At 67.4% G+C, this 12883-nt stretch carries 13 protein-coding genes; 6 read left to right on the top strand and 7 right to left on the bottom strand.

The genetic code is table 11. The features are described 5' to 3' along the window. Positions 1-43: 43 nt before the first annotated feature. On the top strand, positions 44-2125 hold the full coding sequence (locus LEL84_RS17640; protein ID WP_226512325.1) for a DUF6541 family protein: 2082 nt from the start codon (positions 44-46) through the stop codon (positions 2123-2125). Positions 2126-2441: 316 nt separating this feature from the next. Then, positions 2442-3311, top strand: coding sequence for a hydrolase (locus LEL84_RS17645; protein ID WP_226512326.1), 870 nt, complete (start codon positions 2442-2444; stop codon positions 3309-3311). On the opposite strand, the gene galE is transcribed toward LEL84_RS17645, so the two are convergent. Continuing rightward, positions 3296-4315: a UDP-glucose 4-epimerase GalE gene (gene galE, locus LEL84_RS17650; protein ID WP_137808616.1), complete on the bottom strand. Its 1020-nt coding sequence runs from the start codon at positions 4313-4315 to the stop codon at positions 3296-3298. The genes LEL84_RS17645 and galE overlap by 16 nt on opposite strands. A 365-nt stretch (positions 4316-4680) precedes the next feature. Continuing rightward, entirely contained in the window at positions 4681-5685 is a 1005-nt protein-coding gene (gene rfbB, locus LEL84_RS17655) for a dTDP-glucose 4,6-dehydratase (protein WP_226512327.1), read from the bottom strand. Between the two features lie 120 nt (positions 5686-5805). On the opposite strand from rfbB, the gene rfbA reads away from it, so the two are divergent. Both rfbA and LEL84_RS17665 read left to right on the top strand, forming a co-directional pair. Beyond that, entirely contained in the window at positions 5806-6681 is an 876-nt protein-coding gene (rfbA, locus tag LEL84_RS17660; protein WP_065630504.1) for a glucose-1-phosphate thymidylyltransferase RfbA, read from the top strand. Between the two features lie 52 nt (positions 6682-6733). Beyond that, positions 6734-7351, top strand: a complete 618-nt coding sequence (locus tag LEL84_RS17665; RefSeq protein ID WP_226512328.1) for a dTDP-4-dehydrorhamnose 3,5-epimerase family protein — start codon at positions 6734-6736, stop codon at positions 7349-7351. Between the two features lie 57 nt (positions 7352-7408). Here the strand turns inward: LEL84_RS17665 and LEL84_RS17670 are convergent, their stop codons facing one another. The 3 genes from LEL84_RS17670 to LEL84_RS17680 form a co-directional block, all read right to left on the bottom strand. Further along, complete coding sequence (locus tag LEL84_RS17670; protein ID WP_226512329.1) at positions 7409-8203, bottom strand: ABC transporter permease; 795 nt, start codon at positions 8201-8203, stop codon at positions 7409-7411. Between the two features lie 8 nt (positions 8204-8211). Next, on the bottom strand, positions 8212-9153 hold the full coding sequence (locus LEL84_RS17675; RefSeq protein ID WP_226512330.1) for an ABC transporter ATP-binding protein: 942 nt from the start codon (positions 9151-9153) through the stop codon (positions 8212-8214). Between the two features lie 181 nt (positions 9154-9334). Continuing rightward, positions 9335-9877: an EXLDI protein gene (locus LEL84_RS17680; RefSeq protein ID WP_226512331.1), complete on the bottom strand. Its 543-nt coding sequence runs from the start codon at positions 9875-9877 to the stop codon at positions 9335-9337. A 126-nt stretch (positions 9878-10003) separates the two neighbouring features. Between LEL84_RS17680 and LEL84_RS17685 the strand changes: the two genes are divergently transcribed. Then, positions 10004-10735: a hypothetical protein gene (locus tag LEL84_RS17685; RefSeq protein WP_226512332.1), complete on the top strand. Its 732-nt coding sequence runs from the start codon at positions 10004-10006 to the stop codon at positions 10733-10735. Here the strand turns inward: LEL84_RS17685 and LEL84_RS17690 are convergent. Together LEL84_RS17690 and LEL84_RS17695 are read right to left on the bottom strand one after the other, a co-directional pair. Then, positions 10732-11085 (bottom strand): DUF2304 domain-containing protein, encoded by a 354-nt coding sequence (locus tag LEL84_RS17690; protein ID WP_058251385.1) that lies wholly within the window; start codon positions 11083-11085, stop codon positions 10732-10734. The genes LEL84_RS17685 and LEL84_RS17690 overlap by 4 nt on opposite strands. Positions 11086-11092: 7 nt before the next feature. Beyond that, entirely contained in the window at positions 11093-11794 is a 702-nt protein-coding gene (locus LEL84_RS17695) for a glycosyltransferase family 2 protein (RefSeq protein ID WP_226512333.1), read from the bottom strand. Positions 11795-11885: 91 nt separating this feature from the next. On the opposite strand from LEL84_RS17695, the gene LEL84_RS17700 reads away from it, so the two are divergent. Continuing rightward, a complete protein-coding gene (locus LEL84_RS17700) occupies positions 11886-12740 on the top strand; it encodes a glycosyltransferase family 2 protein (protein WP_226512334.1) in 855 nt (284 codons plus the stop codon). Positions 12741-12883: the final 143 nt, after the last annotated feature.

Here is a 12883-nt window from a genome sequence, read left to right on the forward strand (position 1 = left end):
TGCGACGGGGAGTGCAGCGGGTGAGTGTGGAAAGGCGCAGACGATGATGCTGGGAGCATGGGTCGTCGTCGTGACCGCGCTCGTGCTCATCCTGCCCGGCGCGTTCGTCGGCCGACGGATGAACCTCCCGTGGCCGGTCGCGCTGGCCGCCGGTCCACCCATCACGTTCGCCCTGGTCTCGATCCTGACGGTGCTGTACTCCGTCGTCGGCTTCGAGTGGAATGCCGTCTCGGCCCTGGTGGGTCTGGTCTTCGCGGTCGGCGGTGCCTGGGTCTACTCGGCACTGCTGCTCACCCGGTGGGGTCAGCGGCTGGCGCCGGTACCCGACGCCGACGGCGAATCCCGCGTGGGACGGACCGCGATGGTGCGCGTCGCAGCCGGGCTCGGACTCGGTGGACTCGTCATCGCCGTCACCTGTATCCGGCCGATCGCGACGACCGCATTCGCCGGTCTCGGCAACATCTCGCAGGTGTGGGATTCGTTGTGGCACGCCAGTTCGCTGCGCTGGATCCACGAGACGGGCGTCGGCTCGGCCATGAGGATGGGCGAGCTGATGAACTACGACACCCAGGGGTTCAACTACTACCCGAACACCTGGCATGCGCTGGGTGCGTTGCTGTTCCCGCTGACCGGTGCCGACCCGGTCGAGCTCTACAACACGTATTCGCCCGCCGTGCTGGCGATCACCGTTCCGCTCGGTGTCGCGTCGCTGGCCTACTGGTTCGCGCGGCACCGCTACGACGTCGACTCGTCGGCTCTCATCGCCGGTACCGCGGGTGCGCTGAGCGCGCTGTTCCCGTCCCTGCCCTACGTCGAGGTCCAGCTGACCTCGGTGCCGAACGCGGTCGGCGTGAGCCTGGCGCCGGTCGCCGCCGTCCTCGTGATGAGCGTGGTGTCGGACAGATCGCGTGTGCTGCCGGCCGCGCTGGCCGTGGCCGGTGTGACCGCCACCCACCCCTCCGGCCTGATCGTCGTCGGCGTGATCGTCGGCCTCTGGTGGCTGTGCGAGGGTCTGTGGCGTCCGGTCGCCGGTCGCCTGCGCGATCTCGCGACGCTGGCCGTCACGGCGGTGGTGACGCTGGTCCTCATCGCACCGGTCGTCCTGGGCACCATCCGGGTCGCCGACACCAACGAACTCCCGTTCTTCGACTTCCGTGAGGGGACGATCGGCGTTCTCGACGGGCTCGTCAAGGGCGCGTTCAACGGGACGATCCCGCTCGAGCTCGACCACTTCCCGGTGTGGCCGCTGATCGTCGTCACCCTGCTCGGGCTGATCGCGCTCGTATGGCTGCGATGCTGGGCCGGCCTGGTCGCATGGTTCGTGTTCGCCCTGGTGACCGCCAACGCGATGGTGTCCCTGGGGCCGCTGTCGTACCCGCTCGGGGCGATCGGCGGCTACTTCTACAACTCACCCCACCGGCTCACGTTCGTGGTCGCGATCCTCTCGGCCGCGGCGGCCGGCGTCGCGATCGGGGTTCTCGCGCTCGGCGTCGCGGGTCTGGTCCGACGGCGCGTGGCATCGGACCCGACCGACGGTCAGGAGAAGGCCGAGGCGACTTCGGGGAAGGCGCGCTGGGTGGTGGCCGCGACGTACGTGGTGTTGCTGGGTCTGATCGCCGGCGCCGCCGTCGTGCGTTATCCGCCGAACGCGCAGATCGCGTCGAAGGAGCGGGGCGGCAAGTATGTCGGGCCCGACGATCTCGCCGCCTACGAGTGGCTCGCCGCGCAACCCGACGCCCAGGACGTACTCGTCCTCAACAACCTCGACCAGGGCACCGGCTGGCTGTACCCGGTCACCGGGGTCACCCCGATGTTCCCCTTCTACCGGGCCAACGAGTTCTCCGAGCGGCAGCGCGACCTGTTCTGGGGTGTGTCGGAGATCGGCGCCGACCCGGCCATCGACCAGATCGTGCGAGACATGAACGTGCACTACGTGATCGACTCGCCGCCGAGTTACTGGGAGTTCCAGCGCGGCATGCCCGACCCCGCCCGTGGTCACCAGGGCGACCCCTTCCTGGCGTTGCGTCAGAACGGCGCTCCCGGATTGACCGAGGTGTTCCGCCGCGGCGACGCGGTGGTCTACCGCGTCAACGACCTCGTCTACCCGCCGCCGCCCGCGCCCTGAGTGTCTCCGCTCCTCAGTAACTGCGGCCCGGCGGTCGTGGGCCACGAAAGACCAATCCTGGGCGACTGAACTCATGCTCCCTGAGGTGCGAGCGAAGCGAGCCACGAAGGGCTCCGCAACGTGTCTCACCAGGCCCTTCGTGGCTCGTCGCTATCGCTCCTCACACCTCAGGGAGCAATGGGGTCGCTTCTTTCGGATCAGGGAGCAGTGGGGCCGCGTCTCGCTCCTCGGGAGCAGTGGGGCCGCGTCTCGCTCCTTACGGAGCGGAGCGGCGATTCACCCCGTTCGACGCACGGGCACGGGCTAGCGTCGGGACATGCGGCCCTGGATGTGTGTGTTCTGCGCCAACGAGTTCCCGCCGGGCGAGACGCCGCCCGCGATGTGCCCGATCTGCGACGACGACCGGCAGTGGCTTCCAGTCAGCGGGCCCAGCTGGACCCACCTCGACGAGACCGCCGACAACGCGCTGACCGCCCACGAACTGGAGCCCGGTCTGATCGCGCTGTCGGTGCAGCCCTCCGTCGGGATCGGGCAGCGTGCCCTGCTCGTCACGACTCCTGACGGGAACATCCTCTGGGAACCGCCGGGTTTCCTCGGGCCGTCCCTCGTCGACTGGCTGGAGCAGCACGGCGGGGTCGCCGCCATCGCCGCGAGTCACCCCCATCTGGTGGGCGCGAGCGTCTCGCTCAGTCATCGATTCGGTCGAGTTCCGGTGTACTACAACGACTCCGACCGGCGATGGGTCACCCGACCCGACCCCGTCGTGCGCTTCTGGTCGGACACCACCGAAGTCCTCGGCGGGGTGCGACTCGTCCAGTGCGGCGGTCATTTCCCCGGCAGCGCGGTGCTACACCTTCCCGACGCCGCCGACGGCCGGGGTGCGGTGCTGACCGGCGACACCATCAAGGGCGTCATGCAGCCCGGCATGGTGACCTTCATGCGCAGCTACCCGAACATGATCCCGCTGTCACCGCGGCTCGTCCGTCAGATCGTCGACCGGGTGAACGAACTCCGGTTCGACCGGCTCTACGACGCGTTCGGTGTCGTCGTGGCCGAGAACGCCCGGGACGTGGTGGACAGTTCGGCGCGGCGCTACATCGGCTGGGTCACCGACTCGATCGTTGATTCCGACGATCCGCACGCGCCCGCCCGAGGACCTGCCGGTTCGAGTCAGGCGTCCGGGTAGCCCTTCGGGTTGCCCGACTGCCAGCGCCAGGTGTCGGCGCACATGTCGTCGATGGTCTTGGCGGCGTGCCAGTTCAGGTCGTCGTTCGCCCGGGTCGGATCGGCGTAGGACGCGGCGATGTCGCCGGCCCGCCGCGGGGCGACCTCGTAGGGGATGGGGCGCCCACTGGCCTTCTCGAACGCGTGCACGACCTCCAAGACCGAAACACCTTGCCCCGTACCGAGATTCCAGGTCGACATGCCGGTCTCGCCGGTGCTGATGCGGTCGAGGGCCGCGACGTGGCCGGCGGCCAGGTCGTCGACGTGGATGTAGTCGCGCACGCCGGTGCCGTCGGGGGTGTCGTAGTCGTTGCCGAAGACCGCCAGCTTCTCGCGCCGGCCGACCGCGACCTGCGCGACGAACGGCATCAGGTTGTTCGGAATGCCCGACGGGTCCTCGCCGATCTGCCCGCTCGGATGTGCGCCCACCGGATTGAAGTACCGCAGTGCCGCGATGCGCCACACGTCCGAACTGGCGGCGACATCGCGCAGGATCTGCTCGATCATCACCTTGGTCCAGCCGTACGGGTTGGTCGCCGACGTCGGCAGATCCTCGGTCATCGGCAACTGTGGCTCGGCGCCGTAGACCGTCGCCGACGACGAGAACACCAGCGTGTGCACATCGTGGCGTTCCATCGCGCGGAGCAGGGCGAACGTGGTGCCGAGGTTGTTCTGGTAGTAGTCGAGCGGCTTGGCCACCGACTCGCCGACCGCCTTGAACCCCGCGAAGTGGATGACGGCGTCGATGTCCTCGTGGGCGAAGAAGTGTTCGGTCTTGTCGACGTCGGCGAGGTCGAAGGCGTGGACGGGGATGGAACGGTCGGTCAGCGCCTCGAGCCGACCCACGACAGTGGGTTTGGCATTGCTGAAATCGTCGACGATGACGACGTCGTGTCCGGCCGAGACCAATTGGATGACGGTGTGCGAGCCGATGTAGCCCGCGCCTCCGCTCACGAGTACGCGCATGAGGACCACCGTAAGTGGCGACCCTGGGAATGGGCCAAGTGGACCGCATGGAGGTCACCAGGTGGCTTCGACTCGGCGCCTCGCTTCGCTCGGGGCCGGCTCAACCAGCGGAGGGGCCGGCTCAACCAGCGGAGGGTGCGGGTCAACCAGTGGAGGGGCCGGGTCACCAGCGGAGGGGCTGGTTAATTAGCGGAGGGGCCAGGTCAACCAGCGGAGTGGCGGCTCAACCAGGGGAGTGGCGGGTCAACCAGCGGGAGGGCCGGCTCAACCAGCGGGGGGCGGGTCAACCAGCGGAGGGGCCGGCTTAACCAGCGGAGGGGGCGGGTCAATTAGTGGAGGGCTGGGTCGATAAGCGGAGGTGCCGGTCAGCCGGTGACGCGTTCGGTGGTGGCGTACTTCTGTTCGACGGCTTCTTTGGCGGGTTGCCACCAGCCGGGGTGGTCGCGGTACCAGTCGATGGTGGCGGCGAGGCCGGCGCGGAAGTCGAGGTAGGAGGGGGTCCAGCCGAGTTCGGTGCGCAGGCGGGTGGAGTCGATGGCGTAGCGGCGGTCGTGGCCGGGGCGGTCGGTGACGAAGTCGAAGGCGTCGGCGGGCTGGTCGAGGAGTTCGAGGATGGTCTCCACGACGGTGCGGTTGTCGACCTCGCCGTCGGCGCCGATGAGGTAGGTCTCGCCGATCTGGCCGCGGTCGATGATGGTCCACACGGCGTCGTTGTGGTCGTCGACGTGGATCCAGTCCCGGACGTTGCGGCCGTCGCCGTAGAGCTTGGGGCGCACCCCGGAGAGCACGTTGGTGATCTGGCGGGGGATGAACTTCTCGATGTGCTGGTACGGGCCGTAGTTGTTGGAGCAGTTGGAGATGGTCGCGGCCACGCCGAAGGAGCGGACCCAGGCGCGCACGAGCAGGTCGCTGCCGGCTTTGGTCGAGGAGTAGGGGCTCGACGGGTTGTAGGCGGTCTGTTCGGTGAAGCGGGCCGGGTCGTCGAGATCGAGGTCGCCGTAGACCTCGTCGGTGCTGATGTGGTGGTAGCGAACCTGGTGGGCGCGGACCGCTTCGAGCAGGGTGTAGGTGCCCACGAGGTTGGTGGAGACGAACGCCGACGGGTCGGCCAGGGAGTTGTCGTTGTGGGATTCGGCGGCGAAGTGCACGACGAGGTCTGCGTCGGCGACGAGTCGGCCGACCAGGGCGGCGTCGGTGATGTCGCCCTCGACGAGTTCGACGCGATCGGCGACCGGGGCGAGGGTGTCGGGGTTGGCGGCGTAGGTGAGTTTGTCCAGGACCCGGATCGAGACGTCGGGGCGGGTCGTCAGGGTGCGCAGCACGAAGTTGGCGCCGATGAACCCGGCACCCCCGGTCACGAGAACACGCACGCGCGGCGCCTTTCGTCGAGGTCGATGGTCGCAGTCACTCTACCGAGCAGCTGACCTGCTCGCCTCGGGTGAGCGCAGCGGTGCGACTCGCGTGCCGTCGCGGGCATTACCCTGATCGCCATGAAAGGGATCATCCTGGCCGGCGGTACGGGCACGCGGCTGCACCCCATCACGCAGGGGGTGAGCAAGCAACTCGTCCCGGTCTACGACAAGCCGATGATCTATTACCCGCTCTCGACGCTCATGCTGGCCGGGATCCGCGACATCCTGATCATCACCACCCCGCACGACGCCCCGGCCTTCGAGAACCTGCTCGGCAACGGCGACCAGTTCGGCATCGACCTCACCTACAAGACCCAGCCATCCCCGGACGGACTCGCGCAGGCCTTTGTCCTCGGCGCCGACCACATCGGTACAGACTCGGTGGCTCTCGTCCTCGGCGACAACATCTTCTACGGCCCCGGACTCGGCAGCCGGTTGCAGGGTTTCGAGAACGTCGACGGTGGCGCGGTGTTCGCGTACTGGGTGGCCAATCCGGAGGCCTACGGGGTGGTCGACTTCGATGCCGACGGCACCGCTATCTCGCTGGAAGAGAAACCGGCACAACCGAAGTCGAACTTCGCGGTGCCCGGTCTGTACTTCTACGACAACGATGTCGTCGACATCGCCCGCAATCTGCGCCCCAGCTCCCGCGGCGAGTACGAGATCACCGACGTCAACGCCCACTACCTCGACCGCGGCAAACTGTCGGTCACCGTCCTGCCGCGCGGCACGGCGTGGCTCGACACCGGCACGTTCGACAGCCTCCTCGACGCCGGCAACTTCGTCCGCACCGTCGAACAACGCCAGGGGCTCAAAATCGCTGTCCCAGAAGAGATCGCGTGGCGGCAAGGCTATCTCTCCGACGAGGAGTTGCGGGCTCGTGCCGACAAACTCCGCAAGTCGGGTTACGGTGACTACCTGCTCGAACTGTTGCAGCGGGGCAAGGGTTTCTGAGCGCCGCCCCCGAGGCGCATATCCGACGACCGACTCTGGGAAAGGTGTCCGCATGAAGGTCCGCCCGCTCGCCATCGACGGAGCGTGGGAGTTCACCCCGGTCCAACACGGCGATGCCCGTGGGTTGTTCGCCGAGGCGTTCAAGGCCGACGTGATCGCCGAGACCATCGGCCACCGCTTCGACCTCGCGCAGGTGAACCTCTCGGTGTCCGCGGCCGGCGTGCTGCGCGGCGTGCACTTCGCCGACGTCCCCCCCGGACAGGCGAAATACGTCACCTGCCCCACCGGCGCGATTCTCGACGTCATCGTCGACATCCGCGTCGGCTCAACCACTTTCGGTACCTACGACACCGTCCTGCTCGACGACGTGGATCGTCGTGCGGTCTACCTGTCCGAGGGTCTCGGCCACGCATTCTGCGCGCTCGCCGACAACTCGACCGTGACCTACCTCTGTTCCACCGGATACAACCCGACGGGTGAGCACGGCATCAACCCGCTCGATCCGGAACTGGATATCGAATGGCCGACGCAGGCCCCCGATGGCTCACCGCTGGAGTTCGAACTCTCGCCGAAGGACACCGCGGCACCGGGGCTCACCGAGGCGCGCGAGTCGGGTCTGCTGCCGAACCACGACGAGGTGGCCGACTTCCTGGGTTCGCTGCGGGACTGAGGCGCGAACGCCGAAACGTGCACGGCGCAAGCCGTACACGTCGCGGGGCGGGAAGCATCAGCCGGTGGTGGACCGCCGGAACGCGGTGACCGCCCAGAAGTAGCCGACCACCAGGAACACCAGGCACCATCCCAGCGCCCACGGCCAGCGATCACTGATGTCGAGACCCATGAGGAGTCCGCGCAGCGTGTCGGCGATGGGACTGAACGGCTGGTACTCGGCGAACTGGCGGACACCGTTGGGCATGCTGTCCGTCGGGACCAGCCCACTGCCGAGGTAGGGCAAGAACAGCAGCGGCAGCGGCATGTTGCTCGCACTCTCCGGATTCGGCGCGACGACGCCCATGGCAACCGCGATCCACACGAGGCCGGCGGTCAGTAGCAGGAGCAATCCGCCGGCCGCGAACCAGTCGAGAAGGCTTGCGTCGGCACGGAAGCCCATCGCGAACGCGACCGCGAGCAGGAAGCAGACCGCGACCACACCCTGGATGAGGGCGCCGACGAAGTGTCCGGCCAGGATCGCTGTCGGCGGAGTGGCCAGTGATCGCAGCCGATTGATGATGCCCTCGGTGACGTCCTGATTGACCGAGACCGCAACCGCCACCGTCAGGAACGACGGCACGAAGAGCAGGAGGCCGGGGAGAAGATAGTTGATGTACTTGCCGTCCAGCGGTCCGTCCGCGGCGAGGGCGCTCTCGATGGCACCGCCGAAGAAGTAGGTCATCATCAGCAGGATCACGACCGGCATCGCAATCGTGGAGAACATCATGGTGGGGTAGCGCCGTAGCCGGATCAGGTTGCGGCGCACCATCACAGCGGAGTCGGACAGGGTGTGGTCGAGCGTGGTGGTCATGACTTCTCCTAGTTGCTGGTGGTAGCGGCGGTGCGGCCGGTGATGGTGAGGAAGACGTCGTCGAGATCCGGTGTGTGGACCGAGATCCCGGCGGCGTCGATCCGGGCGTCGTCGAGGGTGGCGAGCACGTCGCGGACAGCGCCGATACCGGCGCCACCGGGGACGGCGAGGGTGTTCTCGCCCGGGGTGTCGACCGCCGAGGGGAACTGGGACCGCGCCCGTTCGAGGTCGTCGCCGTTCGTGAAATCGATCCGGATGTATCCGCCCGGCACGAGACGCTTCAGTTCGGCCGCCGTCCCCTCGGCCACGATGCGGCCGCGGTCGAGCACGGCGATCCGGTCCGCGAGGTGATCCGCTTCCTCGAGGTACTGCGTGGTGAGGAAGATGGTGGTGCCGCCCGCGACGAGACCGCGGACGGTGTCCCAGACCGCGCGGCGGGACCGTGGATCGAGTCCGGTCGTCGGCTCGTCGAGAAAGATGATCGACGGTTCGCCCACCAACGTCATGGCCAGGTCGAGGCGCCTGGTCATACCGCCGGAGTATTCGGCGACCCGACGGTCCGCGGCGTCGGTGAGGTCGAAGTCGCGCAGCAACCGGTCGACCCGTTCGCGGGTCGCCGCTTTCGAGAGATGTCGCAGGCGGGCGACCATGGTGAGGTTCTCCCGCCCGGTCAGCAACGTGTCGACGGCGGCGAACTGCCCGGTCAGGCCGATCTGCGCGCAGATCTCGGCGCGGTTGGTCCGCGGATCGAGTCCGGCGACCTCCACCTCGCCGGCGTCCTGTTGCGACAGCGTGGACAGAATCTTCACGGTGGTCGTCTTCCCGGAGCCGTTGGGTCCGAGCAGCGCGAACACCGTGCCCGCGGGCACTTCGAGATCGATACCGTCGAGGACGGAGTGGTCGCCGAAGGACTTCGTGAGTCCGGAGGCGCGGATGGCGGTTGTTGTCATGATCGTGCTCCCTGTGGTTGGTGAAACGAGAGATAAACTCATGCGCATATATGCATGTGTGGGTAGACGACCGTCCCTGATAGACGTCGCCGGGAAGTGCTCGGTTGTACTAGCGGTGCGGTCGGGTGGGGTTCACCCCGTGCTCCCTGAGGAGCGAAGCGTCACGAAGGGTCTTCGACTGTTACACATCCAGGTCTTCGACCTCGGGTCGGAGGGCGGCTGCGGTACGTGCGTAGAAGCGTTCGGGAACAAGCGGTTTGAGCTGGTCGGGAGAGTCGACGATGTCGACGCGGTAGTCACCCCAGTCGGGTAGGTCGGCGGTGAACAGGCTGCGGACACTGGGAAGGCCGGTCAGGTCTTTCAGCCAGTTACCGGTCTTCTGGCGATGTGTCACCCCGTAGTTCGCCCAGTCGACGTGGTGGACCGCGAGGACGATCTTGCCGGTCCGCCCTCCGTATGCGGTCAATTTGGTTGCATTGCCGGTGGTTTCGTCGTACTCGGTCTCCTCGGCGAGGAGTCTGCCGAAGAACCGTTTACGACGCACTCCGTCGGGACCGTCGCGCAGGACGACCTCGTCGTAACCGGCGTCGCGGTAGTCGGCCGCCCGCACGTACGCGCGCAGTGCCTCGACGACTGCGCCGGAGAGATTGCCTCCTGACACCTGTTGAGCGCGTTCGAGGACTTTGAGGTCCTCGTCGGAGACGTAGATGGTCTTGTTGGGCATGCGGTAACTATATGTAGATGTATACGTAGACGCAAGGGGTTGGCGAAACTGTGTCCGGGAGGGCAGTCCGTGAGGGTGACGGCTCCGAATCGTTCAGTAAGCTGAGCGATGGGAGGTGGCGAGCTGATGCTCACTGGACTGATGGGAAATTCGGCGATCATGGCCGCGATAGGGCTGGGGATGATCGCGTTGACCGCGTGTGCGTTCCGCCTGAGGCGGTCGGGTGGGGCCGTGGCCTGGTTGGTGGTCCTGCTCGGCGTGGCACTGACATTCGACAACATGGCGGTTGCGGTGGGACGGTTCGTCGGCTTCGGTGACCTCCTGTACGCGATCAATCTGCCCCGCTTCTGGATTCACGGGCTGATGACTCCGCTGATCGTTGTCGCCGCGGCCGTGCTCGCTTGGCGTCTGGGGGTGCGGTGGAGTCGTCCGGTGGTCGTGGTCGGGGCCGTTCTCGTCGCCGCATTGGTGGTCGTCGGGATCGTCGAGTGCTTCGTGGCGCTGGAGCTGACGCCGGCGACCGACGGTGATGCGCTGCGGTACGCCAACGCCGCCGCTGCCGGCCCGCCGGTCCCCGCACTGGGCACCGTGCTGATCCTCGTCGCGATCGGGATGACCGCGTGGCGTCAGGTGCGGTCGCTCTGGCTGTTGCTCGGCTCGGTGACGATGCTGGTCACCGCGGCCGCGGGCATGTCGGTTCTCTGGCTAGGCAACTTCGGTGAGCTGGTGTTGTACGCCTCCATCGTCGCCACCATGTTCCAGGTGGCCGCGGCCGAAAGCCGTTCCGCCGCCGATGGTGCGAACGATCGGCTGGAGTCGGGTAGTGCCGTGGCGCAGTCGATGACGGTCCGGAGCTAGTCGCCCGTTCCGGAATGGTTCTCGCGCTCCGCGTCCTGCAGCGCGATCGCGCGGGCCAGCCGCGCGTACTTGACCTCCAGGTCGCGGAACCGCAGATACGTCGACACCGTCGTGAAGGCGAATGCGATGACCAGCAGGAACAGGACCAGGTCGAGGCCACGTTGGATGCCGATCTTGTTGGCCACCCATGTGACGTCGTCCTGCCTCAGCATCGCGTAGAGGCCGAAGCCGATGAACGCGACGAACAGCAGCTTCACGCCTGCCGACGCGCGGGCCGTGCCCCGGTTCACCACGAAGAAACCGACGAGCGCGACCAGACCGAGGATCGCGAGGATCTGGAACCAGATCATCGTGGCATCACTTCCTCATCCGGGTGTGGAACAGGCCGTCGGCGACGATGTTGACCCCGTTGATCAGCGACTGTCCCTTCGCCCGCGAGTAGTCGGTGTAGAGGATCGTCACGGGCTGTTCGGCCACCCGCCACCGGTGGTGATCGATGAGCGCGATGAACTCCGACGCGTGGCTCATCCCGCTCATGAGCAGGTCGAGCTGATCGGCCACGGTCTTGTTGAACGCCCGAAGTCCGTTGTGCGCGTCGGACAATCCGAGGCGACGGGTGCGCGGGCTCAGGAACACGATGGTGCGCAACGCCATCCGGCGCAGGATCGGAACCGATTCGCTGCGACCATCGGCGAAGCGGGTTCCGACGATGATGTCGACCGGCTCGCGTCGTAAGCGCTCGATCATGGCCGACACGTCGTCGACCTGGTGCTGTCCGTCGGCGTCGAAGGTCACGAAGAACCGTGCCCCCGGCCGGCGACGCGCGTACTCGACGCCGGTCTGGATCGCGGCGCCCTGACCGAGGTTCACCGGGTGCCGAACCAGATGCACCCCGGCGGCCCGGATCTCCTCGGCCGAATTGTCCGAGCTGCCGTCGTCGACGCAGACGATGTTGGGAAACGTCTCGCGGGCCTTGGCCGCCACCTCGCGGATCACCTGGCCCTCGTTGAAAACGGGTACCACCAGCCACACGTCGGCGTTGGTACTGGGGTCGGCCATGGTCAACAACCCTAACCCGCTTCCGCGCGGGGTCTGCCGCCCGGCACGCCTCGGGGGCCGCGTGGTGATCGGACCTGGTTAGTCTTGTCCGGTGACGATCGACGTGATGATGCCGTTCTACGGCGACGTCGCCCAGTTCCGGCAAGCCGTCACCAGTGTGCTCGACCAAGACGACCCGGACCTTCGGCTCGTCGTCGTCGACGACTGCTACCCGGATCCGACGCCGCGGCACTGGCTGGAGTCGCTCGGTGACGCCCGGGTCCAGTACCTCCGCAACGAGACCAACCTCGGCGTGAACGGGAACTTCCGGCGCTGCGTCGAGCTGGTCACCGCCGACTGGTTCGTGGTCATGGGGTGCGACGACGTGATGCACCGTGCCTACCTCGCCACCGTCCGTACGATGGCCCGCCACCATCCCGACGCCGCGGTCATCGCGCCCGGCGTCGACGTCATCGACGAGAACGGACAACCGGTCACGCCGCTCGGTGACCGGATCAAGTCGGTTCTCGCGCCGCCGCGGGCGACCGTGCTGTCCGGGGAACAGCTGGCCACCTCGCTGTACCACGGCAACTGGACCTACTTTCCGTCCCTGGTGTGGCGGACCGCCGCCGTGCGCGAGGTCGGGTTCCGGCCCGGACTCGAGATCGTCCTCGATCTCGCACTCCTCGTCGATTTGGCGAGCGCCGGCGGGTCACTGGTCTACGACCCCGAGGTGGTCTTCTCCTACCGCAGGCACCGCGCCTCGGTGAGTTCCGTGCAGGCCGTCGACGGTCGGCGGTTCGCCGAGGAGAACCGATTCTTCGCCGACGAAGCGCAGCGTTGCGAGGCGCACGGCTGGCCGAAGGCGGCACGCGCCGCCAGGTGGCACGCGACGTCGAGGCTGAACCACCTCTCGGCTCGCGTCGGGGCGGGCCTCGGCCGGTTGCGGGGTTCGTCCGGGGGCTAGGAGCGCCCCCCGCTCCTCGAGGTGCGTGTGAAGCGAGCCCAACCCCTGCTCCCTGAGGTGCGGGCGAAGCGAGCTTAACCCCTGCTCCCTGAGGTGCGAGCGAAGCGAGCCTCGAAGGGCCTCGCGACGCATCTCGCCGCGCC

Origin of the sequence: Gordonia sp. WA4-43, from assembly GCF_020520305.1 — a bacterium.
Taxonomy (GTDB): Bacteria; Actinomycetota; Actinomycetes; order Mycobacteriales; family Mycobacteriaceae; genus Gordonia; species Gordonia hongkongensis.